Origin of the sequence: uncultured Shewanella sp. (genome assembly GCF_947501665.1) — a bacterium.
GTDB lineage: Bacteria > Pseudomonadota > Gammaproteobacteria > Enterobacterales > Shewanellaceae > Shewanella.
Genome location: NZ_CANMWS010000004.1, coordinates 202,126 through 218,495, shown reverse-complemented (window position 1 = coordinate 218,495; position 16,370 = coordinate 202,126). Strand labels below are relative to the sequence as shown.

13 protein-coding genes are annotated in these 16,370 nt (G+C 37.6%); 6 read left to right on the top strand and 7 right to left on the bottom strand.

What is annotated here, in order from left to right:
* The first annotated feature begins 35 nt into the window (after positions 1–35).
* The 4 genes from Q0976_RS04570 to Q0976_RS04555 all read left to right on the top strand — a co-directional run bounded on the left by Q0976_RS04570 (position 36) and on the right by Q0976_RS04555 (position 5,907).
* Complete coding sequence (locus tag Q0976_RS04570) at positions 36–782, top strand: siderophore ferric iron reductase (RefSeq protein ID WP_299491443.1); 747 nt, start codon at positions 36–38, stop codon at positions 780–782.
* A gap of 277 nt (positions 783–1,059) precedes the next feature.
* Positions 1,060–2,145 carry a heparan-alpha-glucosaminide N-acetyltransferase domain-containing protein gene (locus Q0976_RS04565; protein WP_299491441.1) on the top strand — a complete coding sequence of 362 codons (1,086 nt, stop codon included), beginning with the start codon at positions 1,060–1,062 and terminating at the stop codon, positions 2,143–2,145.
* Between the two features lie 204 nt (positions 2,146–2,349).
* Complete coding sequence (locus Q0976_RS04560) at positions 2,350–4,602, top strand: TonB-dependent siderophore receptor (protein WP_299491439.1); 2,253 nt, start codon at positions 2,350–2,352, stop codon at positions 4,600–4,602.
* A gap of 195 nt (positions 4,603–4,797) precedes the next feature.
* Positions 4,798–5,907: a PepSY-associated TM helix domain-containing protein gene (locus Q0976_RS04555; protein WP_299491437.1), complete on the top strand. Its 1,110-nt coding sequence runs from the start codon at positions 4,798–4,800 to the stop codon at positions 5,905–5,907.
* Between the two features lie 30 nt (positions 5,908–5,937).
* Here the strand turns inward: Q0976_RS04555 and Q0976_RS04550 are convergent, their stop codons facing one another.
* The 4 genes from Q0976_RS04550 to Q0976_RS04540 all read right to left on the bottom strand — a co-directional run bounded on the left by Q0976_RS04550 (position 5,938) and on the right by Q0976_RS04540 (position 9,933).
* Positions 5,938–6,354 carry an SET domain-containing protein-lysine N-methyltransferase gene (locus Q0976_RS04550; protein ID WP_299491435.1) on the bottom strand — a complete coding sequence of 139 codons (417 nt, stop codon included), beginning with the start codon at positions 6,352–6,354 and terminating at the stop codon, positions 5,938–5,940.
* 465 nt (positions 6,355–6,819) lie between these two features.
* A complete protein-coding gene (locus tag Q0976_RS24175) occupies positions 6,820–7,212 on the bottom strand; it encodes an SET domain-containing protein (protein ID WP_366525066.1) in 393 nt (130 codons plus the stop codon).
* 18 nt (positions 7,213–7,230) lie between these two features.
* Positions 7,231–7,638, bottom strand: coding sequence for a hypothetical protein (locus tag Q0976_RS04545; protein ID WP_299491434.1), 408 nt, complete (start codon positions 7,636–7,638; stop codon positions 7,231–7,233).
* 294 nt (positions 7,639–7,932) lie between these two features.
* The gene (locus Q0976_RS04540) at positions 7,933–9,933 is read right to left on the bottom strand and encodes a PKD domain-containing protein (protein ID WP_299491432.1); all 2,001 of its coding nucleotides are present in this window, start codon (positions 9,931–9,933) and stop codon (positions 7,933–7,935) included.
* Between the two features lie 277 nt (positions 9,934–10,210).
* Between Q0976_RS04540 and Q0976_RS04535 the strand changes: the two genes are divergently transcribed.
* Together Q0976_RS04535 and Q0976_RS04530 are read left to right on the top strand one after the other, a co-directional pair.
* Positions 10,211–11,521 carry an ATP-binding protein gene (locus Q0976_RS04535; protein ID WP_299491499.1) on the top strand — a complete coding sequence of 437 codons (1,311 nt, stop codon included), beginning with the start codon at positions 10,211–10,213 and terminating at the stop codon, positions 11,519–11,521.
* Positions 11,522–11,580: 59 nt separating this feature from the next.
* Positions 11,581–12,111: a response regulator gene (locus tag Q0976_RS04530; RefSeq protein ID WP_299491496.1), complete on the top strand. Its 531-nt coding sequence runs from the start codon at positions 11,581–11,583 to the stop codon at positions 12,109–12,111.
* 559 nt (positions 12,112–12,670) lie between these two features.
* Here Q0976_RS04530 and mnmD read toward each other — a convergent pair.
* From mnmD to Q0976_RS04515, 3 genes are all read right to left on the bottom strand, one after another.
* Positions 12,671–13,354: a tRNA (5-methylaminomethyl-2-thiouridine)(34)-methyltransferase MnmD gene (mnmD, locus tag Q0976_RS04525; RefSeq protein ID WP_299491429.1), complete on the bottom strand. Its 684-nt coding sequence runs from the start codon at positions 13,352–13,354 to the stop codon at positions 12,671–12,673.
* 315 nt (positions 13,355–13,669) lie between these two features.
* Positions 13,670–15,865 (bottom strand): hypothetical protein, encoded by a 2,196-nt coding sequence (locus Q0976_RS04520; protein WP_299491426.1) that lies wholly within the window; start codon positions 15,863–15,865, stop codon positions 13,670–13,672.
* Complete coding sequence (locus Q0976_RS04515) at positions 15,858–16,361, bottom strand: CesT family type III secretion system chaperone (protein WP_299491424.1); 504 nt, start codon at positions 16,359–16,361, stop codon at positions 15,858–15,860. The genes Q0976_RS04520 and Q0976_RS04515 overlap by 8 nt, the downstream gene beginning before the upstream one ends.
* Between the last annotated feature and the right edge of the window lie 9 nt (positions 16,362–16,370).

Here is a 16,370-nt window from a genome sequence, read left to right as displayed (position 1 = left end):
TTGTTGGTAGCTGGATTGATATAGGAAAAATATATTTGAGTTCTATAGATGCGTTAGCTCGATTATCACCTCAATTACATGGTGCCTTGTGTTATCAAATTCCTAGCCAAAAAGATGTGTTGTTATCTGCTCATGTGGATGTTTGGCCACTGCGTCAATTGTATCAATTACACCTTGAACAATATCCCCAAGCAGGAAAAGTGTATGCAGCGACACGTACTTGGAGTTTAATGTATTGGCAACCGGTATTTTTAAGTGTGTTGAGCGTGCATGGGATCAAGATGGCACCTAAGTTAGACACGCTGAAACAACATGTACAAAATGGCAGTATTTATGGATATTTTTTAAGCCATGATGATATGGACGTTGGTCATCAAGATGCATTAATACAAATAGCTGGCAAAAGACTAAAAGCTTTGTGTGAAGGTTATTACCAAGCATTATCAAGCGTCGCTAAAATGCCTAAGCGAAATGCTTTTCGCTTACTTGCTGATAGTGTGTTATCTGCATTAAGTCGACTTGTAAGCATTTTACCCGTCACCAATCAGCAAGTGTTGGCTTGGTCTAAGTCTTGGCTTGAGGCATTAGGTTTGTCTTCACAAAGCCGATTAATGTTGATTGATATTAACGCGAAACAGCAGATCCTAGGGCTCGATCGTATTGCTTGCTGTATGCATTATTTACGAGATCCGAAGGATCTGTGTCGAACGTGCCCTAAACAATGTAAGGACACGCGTAAAGAGCGTATTAAATCTCATTACCTTAATGAGCTTATAGCGTAATGAACTTATATCTTATTGGGTTGAACAACAATAAATTTAATAAATAGGATTCATTTATTTTAAATTTTTTATTTTGAATGTCTTACTTTATATCAAAAAAATAACATTTTCATTTAAGTCGTCGTAGCGCATTTTTATATTTAAAAAATGTGTGCTAAGTCGTTGCCATAAATCATAGTGTAAAGACATGTTATTTGTGTCAGATATTTTCGGTATATAGATGTGAAGTAAATAATAAGAAGTATGGATATATTAATTATAAAATTAAGGAATAATAATGGAAATTGAGCAGAATCGATTACAGGCTATTGATGTTGCTAGAGGGTTGAGTGTGGTCGTCATGGTTATGGTACACACGTTGTGGATGTATGGGGATGTTGCAACACAAGGTGGAACAGTATTTGGTACGATTATTCATATTTTGGGTAAAGGGACGGCGGCTTTTTTAGTGGCTATGGGAATTTCTTATATATTGTCACGAGATCAATCAGTACTTGGTACATTAAAGCGTGGAGTCTATACCTTAGGGTTAGGGTATATGATGAACGCGCTTAAGTTTATTGTACCTATAAGTGTGTTTAATAGCATGCCTGAAAATTTTATTGCAGCATATTCATGGTCCTCACCACTGTCTTTATCTCAGTTAAATTATTTATTGTTTACGGGGGATATATTACAACTGGCAGGTTTCTCGCTTATTTTTATTGCTTTGATTGGTCATTTTATTAAAAATAAATGGGGCATTTTTGTACTTGCTTTGATGATGATATTTTCAAGTAAAGTGCTGAGTGGTTTGAGGCTTGATATATCCGGGGTTGATTATTTGCTCGATTTGCTGTGGGGGAACCAATATAACGTGTATTTCCCGTTATTTCCTTGGATGGCATGTGTGCTTTTTGGGTTGTTTATCGGTATGGCTTATAAAGAAAAAAACTATGATCAAGTTTTTTTGTATCAAAGCTTAGGCTTGTCTGGTGTGTGCATGATGCTCCTAGGGGCAGCTTTATGTTTTTATGATTTTGACTATCATTTTGCAGACTTTTTTCATTTAGGGCCAGGTGGGGCCATCTATTTAATCGGCTTCACGGCTGTTGCCTATTGGGGAATTGATTGGGTTATTCGGCATACAAAACCGAATCGATTTTATACATTACTGCAATACTGTTCACAAAGAGTGACGTCAATGTACATTATTCAATGGGTATTAATCTGTTGGGGGATGGGGGTATTTGGTTATCAAACGTTTTCAACTTTAGGTGTCATTGCACTTATGTTACTGTTTCTTTTGGTAACTTTATTAATTCAATACCTTAAAGATAAATTGCCTCAGCGGCATTATTGGTTCAGACGAAAAGCGGTATGATGTGGTTAATGTGCATGACAAGTTAATCGCCTTATTTCTGTTGTAATAAGTGATTTAATATTTACATTTTTTATTCTTTGTTTTTTATTTACGACTAAAGTATAAAAAATGTTATCAATCTTATTGCGAACGATTATCATTTGTAATATTATTGCTGCGTAATTCAGCATGTCGCAAATAATAATAAATTTAAGGTAAATAAAAATGTCTGCAGTAGATCATGGGGTCAGATTAACCAAATTAATGATCGCAATGAGTTTTTTTTGGGGGAGCAGCGTTATTGCCCAAGAGTCCGCATTAGAAAAAGAAGATGAAATTGAAATTATTACGGTTAACTCAACAGGGTTAATTGCTTATGATAGTGCGGGTGCATCAAAGTCTGATGTACCGATTATAGAAACACCCGCCTCTGTTTCTGTTATTACGGAGCAGAGAATGACTGACCTTGGTTCGCAGACAGTACAAGATGCCTTAGGGTATGTGGCAGGGCTATATAATGGGACATATGGTTATGATAGTCGAGGGGATTGGTCGACTATTCGTGGGGCGGCTCCAACCACTTACCTTGATGGCTTAAAGCTCATGTTTGGTAATTATAATAATACGCGCATGAATCCTTTCAGTTTAAGTCGAATTGAGGTAATAAAAGGACCGGCTTCGGTTTTATATGGTCAAGGCACCACAGGTGGTATTATTAATTTAGCCAGTAAGTTACCTGAAGTTGAAACCAGTGGACAAATTCAAGCGGAAGTGGGTAATAACGATCGTTATCAGTTGGCTGGCGATGTCACCGGTTCTTTAAACAGCGATGATTCAGTACTGTACCGCATGATTGGGCTGGTTCGTGATAGTGGAACACAAATTGACCATGTTGATGATAATGCTGTTATTTTATCCCCTTCGATGACTTTTTATATGGGAGATGCGACTGAATTGACATTATTGGGGAATTATCAAAAGTATGAAACGGGCTCTACAGGCCAGTTTTACCCCCATGAAGGTACGATTGTTCCCGTCAATGATATTACTTATGGCGATATTATGATTGGCAAAAGCCAGGGGGATTTATCCAGTACCACTTTTATTAGTGAGCCTGAATTTGATCGCTATGATACAGAGTCTTACTCGTTAACGGCAATGTTTAAGCATGAGTTCAATGATGTACTTAGTTTGCAAAGTTCGATGCGTTATATGGATAGTCAAGCCGATTATGACAGCATGTATTCGTTGTTTTCGCCGTCGCCGGCATTAGCAATGGATAATTCAAGTTTGCCTCGTACGGCATATGCCAGTGATGCGACGTCAAAAGCCTTTACTTCGGATACGCGTTTGTATGCCATTTTCGATACTGGTGTGATTGAGCATGAAGTTGTTTTTGGCTTTGATTATCAGAATGTTGAATATACCAATGTTTATGACTATGGCTATGGGGGGACGATTGACCCTTATGCGCCTGATTACAGTGACTTTAATGCGGCGACGGATATCACATGGTGGTCTCAAGATATTCCTTCAAAAGATGAAGCGAAGCAAACAGGGATATATTTACAAGATTCAATGAAAATTGCCGAGCGCATCATTGTGTCAGGGGCGTTACGTTATGATTATGTTGAACAAAAATCACTTTCTTATGACTTCGGGACTGGGACTGTTAATCAAACTGGTTGGGCTGATCAAGAAGCAGTTACCGGCCGTTTGGGTGTGATGTATTTGTTTGAAAACGGTATTTCACCTTATCTTAGTTATAGCCAGTCCTTTGAGCCCGTGAATGGTCAAGATCCCAGTGGATTAGCCCTTAAACCTGTAGAGGGTGAGCAGTATGAAGTTGGCGTAAAATATCAACCTCGTGGTACCGAACATCTTATTACCTTAAGTGCCTATGATATTGATCAAAAAAATCATATTGTTAATGGTGACGGCACAACACCGACTCAGGAAGATCAAATTGGTAAGGTGAATATTAAAGGCGTGGAGCTTGAAGCCCAGCTTGCATGGGAGCAAGTGGATATTTATGCCAGCTATGCCTTGACCGATTCTGAAGTGAAACAAGGCACTGATGATGAAGTTGGGCGTCCATTGGAGTCTACTCCTGATAGTCAAGCTGCTATTTGGGCAACGTATCGTCCTGCACAAATAGAAGGTTTTAAAATGGGTGCTGGTGTGCGTTATGTGGGTCATACCGATTTTTTATTACAAACCCGTGATACCGATGCTATGGTGGAAAATTATTTGGCAACTGAGGATGCAAGTTTGATTTTTAATGAGGGCGTTGCTTATCAAACTGATAGTTATACTTTATTTGACTTCATGATCGGCTATCAATATGACGATTACAGTATTGCATTGAATGTGAAAAATGTGACCGATAAAGAAGTGATCACCACTTGTATGAGTCGTGGTGATTGTTTTTATGGTCAAGGTCGAACGGTGATTGCGACATTAACCTATGATTTTTAGATATCATTTTACAGCGGGGTTTTTCAATTAAAATAACAAATAAAACAGTGGGTTAATTTATTTTGTTCGCATAAAGTGTCTAACGTATATTGTTAGACACTTTTTTGCATTTTCAGAGAGCGTTTATTGAAGTGCTATATCGCGTACGATGAATGCTTGTAAGAGACTAAAAGGATCAATGAGAGGCTGGGTAAGATGAGTAAGAAAAAGCTCTTTAAGTTACATTCATGGTTAGCTTTAGTGGCTATGATCCCTATTTTGGTGATCAGTTTGACGGGCAGTATTATTGTGTTTAAGCCTGAAATTGATGCTTGGTTGATGCCTGATAGTGTTTCATTGACGCAAGTCGCTTCTAAACGTCAAAGTTTAAATAGTCTCATTGATAACATTCATACTCAGTTACCGGGCTATGAACTGGGTACTTGGGAAGTCTTTGATGATAAAAAAACCGCTGATGCCGTGTATGTCATTAAGCAGGGTACCTTTGACTGGTTTAAAGTCTATTTAAACCCATACACCGGAATGGTGTTGAGTCAGCCTGAGGCATTAGATCATTATTTAACTGATTGGTTGGTTGAGTTACATTACACTTTTCTGTTAAAAGATGCGGGTGTGTTTGTCGGCTTGCTATCGGCAATTATCCTATTGTTTCTTGGTATTTCTGGGATTGTTATTTATCGTCAATTTTGGAAACGCTTTTTTACGTTACGTTGGGATAAACAGATGCGCGTATTTTTCAGTGATTTCCACAAAATGGTGGGAATTACAGCTTCTCCTGTATTGATTATTTTAGCGGTGACGGGAGGCTATTGGAACTTGGCTGAATTTGTTCATGAAGTGACTCATACAGCAGAAGAAAAAAGTTTTGTTTTGCAAGATAAGCGTTATAGTGACGGGATTTCTTTTGATGACTTATACATTAATACGATGGATAAAATTGACGGGTTCAAGTTAACTTATTTAGTCTTTCCCTATGAACCTGAAATGAATATTTCTTTTAGGGGGTGGGTACCCACAGGCAATCCTTTGATGAGTGATTATTCTAGTGGGGCAAACTATGATCGCATCAGTGGTGAGTTCATGATGAAGTGGGATATTCGTACTTCAGGTGTAGGGGCTAAAATTTTGGACAGCTTTATTCATTTACACTTTGGTTCTTTTGCTGGACTGACTTCTCGTGTGATATGGTCTATTTTAGGTGCAATGCCATTATTGTTATCTTTTACAGGTTTTTACCTCTGGTATACCCGTAGAGCTAAGCGTAATATATCTAAACGAAACCGCCAAGCTTTGAGCTACACTTAAGGTCAAGCAATGACTCAATTACAGGTTGAGTCATTGGCATTGCTTAGTGAATTGATTATCTTGCAAGTAGCGGTATTCATCTGGAAGGGGAATACCTTTTTCTTTGCATGCTTGAAGAAAGTTTATTGTGATTTCTTCATTAATGGTAATGGCTTTTTTAGCGATAAGGTAAACAATTTTTCCTTTTAGAACCAGCATGCAATTGGGATCATTTGAGTGATTAATATATTGGCTATTTTTAAGTCGGTAATAAGGATGGAAGCTGATTTCATGAAAAGGGAGCATGTCATCTTCAAACAATCCTCTGAGTGAATGATGATATAAAACTGGACCAAAATTAAACCCTTTGAGTAAGTCTATGCGAGCAAAGAGCCCCTCTTGTAAAGGTGATTTCGTTTTTTTTATAAGAACGCCATAATCGACATTTAAAATGTGCTTTTTATGCATAAAAGATAATAGATAAAGTTTGAATAAAGTATAAATTACTCTTCAGTTGAGCTTAGGGAAAATAAATAGTATGTCAAATTATGTCAAAATTTACATATATTGAAAAATATCAATCCTATTATTGTTGTTCATAAAGTATAACCGTATATTTACAAACAAGTTGACTCATAATATGAAATATACCTTAACTGTTTCTTTGTTTTTAGTTTGTATTATTTATGTTTGTGCATTGTTTGTATTTAGTGTTGCTCTCAGGCTTGTTACTGTGGTCTGAGCACAAAGTGGAAAAGTTGAGTGCGACAGAATATTGATTTAGCTATATGAGGCACTTTAATTGTTAATTCAAATAGGTGGACTCCTCACTTAATCCAAATGATATTTTTGAGTAACAATGGGTAAAATGACCTTAGTAATATTCGGCCTATTTTATTGCAAGAGATGTTCATTTCAGCATGTACAGCTAAATCAATTGTCCTTAATCAAAAGGTATTTTTGGGGGAGTGGTATTCCAATTGTGGCGCAAGCTTGATGGTAGTTTAAAGTGAGTTCTTCATTCTCGCCTATAGCATGTGAAGAGATGAGGTGTACTGAAGTGCTCCTCATGATAAAATGGCAGCTTGGATTTGTATCATGATTGATATATCTGACATTTTTTAATCTAACATAAGGGTCGATATCGATGTTATAATTGTTACATAGAATGTGAGGGTATTGGTTTTTAAAAGAGCGATGAAGTAGGGCAGGGCCATAATCAAACAATGCTGAGACATAAATATTATTGAATAATCCTTGCCCATGGATGGGAGAACTTCGTTTGGACACGACATGAGCATCATTGAGTAATAGGAAGGCATTCATATAAATAATGAATACTCATTACTCGTTTACTGATTTTTGTTTTAGGTGTTTATATTTTTCAGGAATTGGGATATTGATTTCTTTACAAGAAAGAGGAAAATTTAATGTGATTTCTTCATTTACCTGCAATGGTTTTGATGAGATTAAATGAACCATCTTTCCTTTTTTCATCAATATACAGCTTGGTGTGTCGGCATGATTGATATATTCAAAATTTTTGATTCGATGGAAAGGCTCTAGGCTCACATCATGTTTTAAATAGATATCATCTTCAAATAAGCAACTAATTGTTCGGTGATAGAGTACGGGGCCAAAATCAAAACCCGCAAGTAAATTTATTCTACAGAATAACCTTTCTTCATCATGGCTTATTTGTTTTTTTTCAATAACGCCATAGTTAGTGTTTAATATGTGTTTTTTAAACATAAGGGAATAATTAATGTGTCAGTCAATATGATATTCAATAATGTAAGTTAAAATAAACTTAATGTAGAGTTTGTTTGTATTTCAAAATATTTCAAACATGATTGTTTTTGATTTTTTTTCTGCTTTGAATTGATAAATAATGTTTTTTTATTATTTGTTTCCTTATTCATTATCAATAAATATTTTATTATTTGTTACATCTGTTTGTATTTAATTTATATTTGATAATTGTGCTATATAAGTGTTTCGGTTTTTTTGTGAAGATGTGACCCAAAAAAGTCATGCTTACTCTGTCTATTGACATAACCATAGATTATTACTGTGTTGGTAAACTATATCGTCACTTTGAGCATCAATGAATGTGGGTTCTTGCTCTGAACAGATGATGTTGTCAGTGATTTGAGTATCATTGGTTCCTTCATATAATCTAACAAAATCAATATGACCATACCCATTGGTAGTGTTTCCCTTAATCACGTTATTGTTAGCAGTTTGGGGTTCATTTTTTCCTTTAGCAATGCTGATAGCAGTCCAATAGTCGCTTAAAGGATGTTGTTGCATGTGATTGAAGCGTATAGTTGAATGATGGGCAGACAACATCATTGCAAATTGATTTTGACTCCCAGTGGCTTCTAGGGTGTTATTTTCAAATAAAATGTGATGTATTTGCTCACCTTGTTTACTTGTTCCAGGACCGATATTAACGATGATATCAGTGTTGGCTTTGAAAATATTATGGCGTAGTAATACCCAAGCTGTGGGGTAGTTGTCAGCAGATTGAACGGGATTGATATTGCAGTCGGAGATGATGGCACAATCACCTTGGTTGTGAAGTTTTAGTGCATGCTTATTATTGGAGGGGGTTTTTAAACTATTGTGCGAGATAACCGATTTGTAAGCTAAAGGAATACGTAATACATGTTCGGCCTTTTGAGTGATAGCGTCTTCCATTTCGTTCCCCATTATCATATGCCTGTGAGCGGGGAGGTAGGCAAGGTTACCACCACTTTTACATTGATTATTGATGGCTAATTGATAAAGTGCCACTTTGTAGGTTTGCCATTGTGTCTGCCAGAGTTCAAATGAGACTGGGGTCAGCTTATCACCTGTATGCCAGTTTGGGGTGATAGGAATATGACATTGATTTGAATAGTCATTCGTGCTCTTAGCCGCGCCCATTTGTTTAAAGTGAGAATTGAAAATACCAATGAGATCATGAGGCTGTTGTTGCCCATAGGTGCTGCCAGCGATGGCAGTATCAAATTTTTGGATCTGAAGTCGGTTGAACGTCATGGCATTGTTGCTGCCTTTGAGGCTAATTGCCCTATTTCGATCGCCACAGAGATGAGTCAATGAAAGATCACTAACATTGATATTATGGGTACTATCTGGAAAAACCAGTAAACCTTGATAACTGGCTGCACCGATGAAGTCAAGTTGAGGGGCATTATCACATAAAGTTTGATTATTATTTTCTTTCTCACATGTGCCGTAGGCGCCAATACTGCTGCCATGAGCTTCACCCAACATCAGGGGGCCAGTAAAAATAAAGCGTTCCCCTCGATGAAATAATAGCCTTATATTGGGGGTGAAAAAGGCGTTAATTTGCTCTGTCGTGAGTAGTTGTTCTTCATGCTCCTCAAGCGCAGAGAGACAGCTCCATTGTTGTTGATAATCGATATACTCAAATGTGTCGCTATGTGGCATATTCAGTACATATTCTTTGTAAGGGTTCCAGACTCGCAGTTGTTTTTGTTGGTTCGCTTGAAAGGGGTTGTTAAGGAGTATTTCAGTTAGGGAACTGGCGTTCAGTTGTACTTGCTGAGCGCCAAATGGGCAAGCTTCAAACTGATTATTCATTGATAAACAAATAGTATTGTTGCCAGGATAAATATCATTGGGATCTTGCACTTGGATCAAGATAGTTTTTATTACAGGAGTAAATGCACCTGTTGGGCTAGATACGGTTAAATCAACTTGATATTGCCCTGGTGATTCAAATAAGTGGGCAGTAATAAAGCCCTCATCAAGATTTTTAGCGTGATTATTTGTGGACCAATATGCTTGATTGTTATCATTAAACTGCCAATGGTAATGGACTTCACTAAAGGGATCTAGCTGCACTTGATTGAGAGCCACTTGTGATGCATCAAAATGGACATTGAAAGGTGCGACGCCGACCGTATTTGAAGTGTGTAAGTTAATTTGGACCTCATTTGTTGAGGCAGCAAAGGAGATTGCCAGAAAAAAGGATGTTATGGGTAATACAGATAAAAAGAATAGTAATGATTTCATGGGTCACTTCCTGTGTCATTTTACCCATTTATCGATGAGATAGAATGAATTTTCTCATCGAGAACATATCGTCATGTATTTTAAGTAGAGGTAAAAACTGGGTTAGAGCAGTAATTCACTCGTGTGTATCCTGTATAAATTATAGCTTAAAAGTGTTAAAAATCTGCCTGCTCGTCGATTTGTTGATAAATCCCTCATTTATTGTCTAACAAATGATATTCTTTGATTTATTGAGTGATAATCACCGTTGTTTTTTTAGATAGGATTTTTTGTGAGTTTGAGGCCATTATTACATCCCCAAAAGGTGTTTGATCAACTGATTATATTGCGAACACTGGGTTTAATCTTGAAAGTGGGGTTAACTTTTTTTGCATCGAGTACTTTTGGTTTGTCATTAGATAGGCCGGAACTCATTTGGATTTTATCGATTGAGGCCTTGTATTTATTGAGTCAGTTATTGCTCAGAAAAGGTGGCCAGTTTCGCTCTAAGACAATTTTCATGAGTTTATTATTTGATACCTTATTTTGGATTGCATGGTTATTTTTTTCTGGTGGTGCAACCAATGCTTTTATTTCATTGTTATTATTACCAATAGCTGTTGCTGCTGTGCTTTTACCTCGATGGGCTGCTTGGCGTCTTACTTTTGTGTCAACTTTAGCTTATACGCTAATGATTTTTTTTGAGCCCGAAAGAGCGATGCAAACTCAAGGGATGAACATGAGCTCTCATTATTGGGGTATGTGGTTTAATTTTGTTATTTCATCTTTAGTATTAACAACCAGTGTTGTCTTTATTGCTCAGAGGAATCGAGAAAAAGAAGCTGAATTAAGTGTGATGCGTGAGGCGCAATTACGTCAAGAGAAATTATTAGCTTTAGGGATGGCTTCCGCGCAAATGGCTCACCAACTCGCGACGCCTTTATCAAGTTTACATTTGTTAGCTGATGAAGTCAGTGATGCTTTACCTAACAAATCAATGGTTATCGATGAGATGAAAGTGGCATTAGGGCGCTGTGAAAACATACTAGCGGATTTACGGATGGCAACAGAATCTATTCGTCAGCAAAAAAGTGTGATTTTTAGTGTTGATGAACTTATTACACGTTTGCAGCAGCAATTACTGCTATGGTTACCCCAGCTTAGACTGAATATGGCATTAGGTGAAGAGGTTAACCTTCAGGATAATTTTAATGCTGATACGTGTTTACTGCCTGTATTGGTGGCATTAGTAGAAAATGCAGCGCACGCCAGTCAGAGCAAAGGCGATGATAAGATACAACAAACTGACAGTGTTAAATGTCTAGAGAGTCAAGGTGACGATGAAGCAACACAATGTGTCAATTTAACGATTTCATTTTTAGTGAAAGAGCAGGTTTTATCGATTGCCATTAGGGACTTTGGTGAGGGGATACCTGTGACCTTATTAGCGCAATTAGGGCATAAGATATTAAAAAGTCATCAAGGTATGGGGATTGCTTTATTGTTGAGTCATGCCAGTATTGAACGTTTAGGGGGGAGGTTATTGTTGTCGAATCATCCTGAGGGCGGGGCGGTGGCTGAAGTACAATTGCCTATAATGAGGTGCTAAGTTCAGATTGGGTAGTATATTAATGGTAGAGGTAAGGTGACGCAAAAAGTATGAGTGAGATACCAAGATTATTAATCATAGAAGATGATGGGCCTTTCGCTGCAACCTTGATGCGTCGGTTGAGCCAAAATGGTTTTGAATGTCAAACATGTCATTGCGCCAGTCAGGGATTATTGCAAGCACGTCAATTTAAGCCCACGCATATTTTGCTTGATATGAAACTGGAAAATGATAATGGCTTGAAATTAATCTCTCCTTTAAGGCAATATTTGCCGCAAGTGGTGATGGTGCTGCTGACAGGGTATGCGAGCATTGCTACGGCCGTTGAAGCCATTAGGCAAGGTGCAGATAATTATTTGGCTAAACCCGTTGATACACAAACCCTATTGAGCACTTTATTGCAAGATCCCATGCCTTTAACGCCTAATATTGTAGAAGAAGCACCACTGAACCCCAAAAGGCTGGAATGGGAGCACATTCAGCAGGTGTTGAATGCCAATAATGGTAATGTGTCAGCTACAGCCAGACAATTGGGTATGCACCGACGGACTCTACAGCGCAAACTAGAACGTAAACCTCAAGCTTGTTAATGTTGGGATTTTGAGTGAACCTATAAGTTAAGCATCACAGGATTAGCACCATAGGGTTAAAGCTTATCGAAGAAGCAACTTTCCATTGAATCCCAAAAGGCTGGAATGGGAGCACATTCAGCGGGTGTTGAATGCAACTCTTTATTCCTAAGAAGGGTAATGTGTCAGCTACAGCTAGACCGCTTGATATGGGGTGGGGCATGCATAGACGGACTCTACAATGTAAATTAGAACGTAAACCTCAAGCGTGTTGATGGTTGGGAGTTTGAGTGAACCTATAAGTTAAGCATCATAGGGTTAACTGGTTTTTTCTGCTTATGTTGTTTTTTTACGTCCTCAGAGGATTAGCACCATAGAGTTAAAGCTTATCGAAGAAGCTACTCTTCATAGAATCCCAAAAGGCTGGAATGGGAGCACATTCAGCGGGTGTTGAATGCAACTCTTTATACCTAAGAAGAGTCATTTGTCGGCAACAGCCAGACCGCTTGATATGGGTTGAGGCATGCATAGGCGGACTCTATAACGTAAATTAGAACGTAAACCTCAAGCGTGTTGAATGTTATTCTTTCCAAGCTCGGGTCATTTCACGACGCCCCAACGCGCCAGGATAGGCTTTCACTTTGAAACCTGCCGCTTTTAAATTGCGTTTAAATTGGCCATTGGCGCAATAAGACACTAACATTCCCTTTTTTTCCATTATCTTGAAAATGTTATCAAAGTTATTTTGTGTCCACAGCTCAGGTTGCTTACTGGGTGCAAAGGCGTCGTAATAGATTAAATTGAAATCATTTTGAGATGTTTTAAAGTTTTGCAACTCTCCATGAACTTTATGTAAGGTAAATCTGGGTATTATCTCGATATCACGATTCCATGGTGCACTGTGTAATAAATCAAATAAATGAGCAAGCTCAGGGGAGAGCCGATGTTTATAATTAAGTTGTTTGATGATATCCACTGAAAGTGGGTAGGCTTCGATACTGGTGTATTGAATGGGGCGTTCAATTTTTCCGCGGCTGTTTATTGCTTTTTGCAATGTCAAAATCGCGTTCATGCCTGAGCCAAAACCTAACTCTAATATATTCACTTGCTTAAAATGTGTGTCGAGGGCGTTAAAACCTGCATCAATATACACATGTTGAGATTCACTTATCGCACCATTATGGGCATGATAACTGTCATCAAACAGAGAGCTCATTAAGGTGTGAGAGCCATCTTTGGTTAATTGGACTGTTATTTCATTCATATCGCTTAAGGGGGAGGATTAATATCGAATCGATTTTAGCAAAACTAAAAAGAAAACTCACTTAACGGCACCTTTGAGTATCAAGCAGGTGCGGGCCATAGAGGAATGGTATGGATAGTAAGGTGCACGTTGAGCCTGTTAGGCTCAACGTGCTAGGTTTTAATTAATACTCTTTTTCAATGAGTTGTTGGGGGGGATCCATTTTAAAAGGCTTGCTTAGCAAGCCTTAATAGATGAGCTGAGCTTTTTCTATAGCTTGGTTTAATTGCATGAATAATCGATGTTTTTGATAACGATTAGGTTGTTTTAGTACCTTTATTCATGAATCGTGCTGTCAAGACTGATAGTGCTGCGGGTTGATGAGTCCTCACTGGGTTCGAAGTTGATACGGGGTCGCCTGGGCGATATTCCTGAATTGTCAAAATGGATTCGCTTAGCTAATTGCTCTCGTTTCATTTTCTCAATAGCTAGTTGAGTAATACCTGATTTATAGTTTCCATAATCACCTAAATTACCATACATTTCATCATTACTATTATTATGGTTTACATTACTTAGCCCAAAACTAATCATCGGCGCTTTTGATTCTTTTTTGGGTGGAGTCGGGTTTTTGTCTGAATAAAGATTGTCTGTTGCATACAACATTTGCATAAAAGGATTACAATGGCCTTTTAAGTTCCATATTAAGTTTCTGCCTTCATCAAAACCTGGAGCAGCAAGACCTGCGAGACGATAGGTTTTTCCTGCACTCAGGGGGACATCCCACCCAAGTACTTGTTTGGTGGCTTGCCCTAATAATCTGAGCCCATATTGAGTGGATAATGTATCGTGTTTATGGTTTAGCTGAATAATTTCAGTTTCTTTGGATTTAAGATAATTATAATGCATGCCGACGTATTTTTGTACGCCTTTGCCCATTTGTTCAGAGTTCGAACATACTGCTTTTGTTTCAGTTTTTAATGCTGCGGCTTGGGCCATTAACCCCCCTCTGGAGTGGCCAACATGGCTAAGCTTGATAGGTTGATCTGAAGATTTATTATAAGTATCAACGATATTTTTTAAAATATTACCCAAAGCGACAGCTTGCTTGATACTCGGTGGGACACCGCCAAACCAGTTTGCTGCATTACTGGCAGTTTGTTCGATACCAAATTTATTTTCTAAGAAATATATTTTCGCATTCAAGGTCTTTTGTATGCTAGCGGGCTCTTTTCTTTGTTTATTGAGAGAGCGCAAGTCTTTCTTCATCTTGTCTAAAAGTTGCTTATTTTTTTCTTGCTGTTTTATTTCTTCGAGAGTAGGTAATAGTTTTTTAAATGCTTTTAATTCGCCTTTTACGATGTCAAGCTTTGCTGAGTGATCTGATATCTCCTTTTCAATTTGTTTTTTGGGGATAGTATTATCTTTATCCTTCAGCGTATCATGCAATTCTTTTATAACCTGCTTTAGATCGGTTATTTCTTTTTCTAATGGGTAGTTTCGATTGAGGGCATTTTTTAAGTTAGCGATGTTTGTTTCTAGTTTTGTGATTTGGTCATCGATAAGTGCTAATTTTTTATCAATAGGATCAAGAAGTGCTTCTTGTTTTTCTAACTGTTTAATAACATGCTCTTGATTTGAATATTGATTATTACCTATACTTGTACCGCCATGAGAAACAATAAGCTCTTTATTTTTTGTATCATAAAGTAAGGCAAAAGTGTTGCCAGTATTTTCATCAATAAATTGACCACGAGTATCGAGCAATTTAGTTATTTCAATAGGGAGCGCTTTTATAATGGCTTGCAGTTCTTTAGGTGCTCCTTGTTGATTATCTATTGTTACTGGAATGAAGTTCCATTGTTGTTTTTGCTTTAACTCTAGTTGTTGAGTACTTTTTTGTAATTTTTCAATTTGTTGCTCAGGGAGCCCGAAGGATTTATGATTGGTAGCCAAATGTTCAGTACCACCGGATAAAGCTTGTTGATTGGACAGTAGGTAAGGTTCTCCATGGCCAACATATTGCATTGCAGCGGCGTAACGTAGGTTATCTTTTGCTAATTGTTTATCGCCAATTTCTGGTTTTAAGCACCTATCCATGGTGATATTAACCAGTTCTTTTGGAGTGGCGCTGAAACAGTTTGCTACTTTGTTAGCTAGCAGTGTTATACCTGTGCAAATGGCCCTAAGTAGTGGCTTTAACAATAAAGGTAATGGTATCATTGAATATGTATATTTAGCTGTATCTTTTAACCCTTCTTTAGTGGCGAAACAAGCGTAAGTTTTCTCTTTAAGATAACGAGAAAGTGTCATATCTTCATTGTTATTCGCTGTATTTTCTTTACCTATTTTATCAAACCATGCCAGATCTTCAGTGGATAAATCTGACGTAATGATATCTGTAGACGGATTTGACTCTAGGGGGGGAGATGTCAATGGATTGTGTGGAAGTGGGGGGGGTAATACAAAGCTAGTCATTGATATTCCAAAAAATAGTGAATTTAATTTATTTAATCGTTTTTTATCAAACAATTTTTAGAGCAGAGGCTAAATTCATCGGCGTTGATGCTTCTCTGAGGGGGGGCTGAAAAGGAAATTCAGTATCAAGTTTTTGGAGTTGATTACTGAGTCCTAAATGTTCACGAATTTGGGCTAACGCATAACGTGCTTTACCCAGTAAGCCTTCAATATCATTGGGTGTGAGTTGTGCGATATTGTAAAAATGGCAAAGCAATACAAGTTGTTTATCATCATCAATAGAAAGATTGCCATTTAGCGTCATTGGCTGTTCTTTATTGAGTTTTAGTATGTTTTCATATAATTGGTATTGTTCATTTTTGTCGTCTGGGATCGGACAGATTGGGGTTGCAACGAAAAATTGTTCACTGTCATCTAATACTTGAATCATGGTTAATTCATTATCGCTAAAAGGATAGATGAGTGTGTTATCGTCAAATACAAGTTTTGTATCATATTGTTTATTAAAACGATTAACCCATTCATGTAGGATGTTTTTAGCATTTAGCATTTGAAATCT

What these genes read in the sequence shown, in the direction of transcription:
- Q0976_RS04565 (WP_299491441.1), top strand. Translation starts at nt 1,060, where the DNA reads ATGGAAATTGAGCAGAATCGATTACAGGCTATTGATGTTGCTAGAGGG.
- Q0976_RS04560 (WP_299491439.1), top strand. Translation starts at nt 2,350, where the DNA reads ATGTCTGCAGTAGATCATGGGGTCAGATTAACCAAATTAATGATCGCA.
- Q0976_RS04555 (WP_299491437.1), top strand. Translation starts at nt 4,798, where the DNA reads ATGAGTAAGAAAAAGCTCTTTAAGTTACATTCATGGTTAGCTTTAGTG.
- Q0976_RS04550 (WP_299491435.1), bottom strand. Translation starts at nt 6,354, where the DNA reads ATGCATAAAAAGCACATTTTAAATGTCGATTATGGCGTTCTTATAAAA.
- Q0976_RS24175 (WP_366525066.1), bottom strand. Translation starts at nt 7,212, where the DNA reads ATGAATGCCTTCCTATTACTCAATGATGCTCATGTCGTGTCCAAACGA.
- Q0976_RS04545 (WP_299491434.1), bottom strand. Translation starts at nt 7,638, where the DNA reads ATGTTTAAAAAACACATATTAAACACTAACTATGGCGTTATTGAAAAA.
- Q0976_RS04540 (WP_299491432.1), bottom strand. Translation starts at nt 9,933, where the DNA reads ATGAAATCATTACTATTCTTTTTATCTGTATTACCCATAACATCCTTT.
- mnmD (WP_299491429.1), bottom strand. Translation starts at nt 13,354, where the DNA reads ATGAATGAAATAACAGTCCAATTAACCAAAGATGGCTCTCACACCTTA.
- Q0976_RS04515 (WP_299491424.1), bottom strand. Translation starts at nt 16,361, where the DNA reads ATGCTAAATGCTAAAAACATCCTACATGAATGGGTTAATCGTTTTAAT.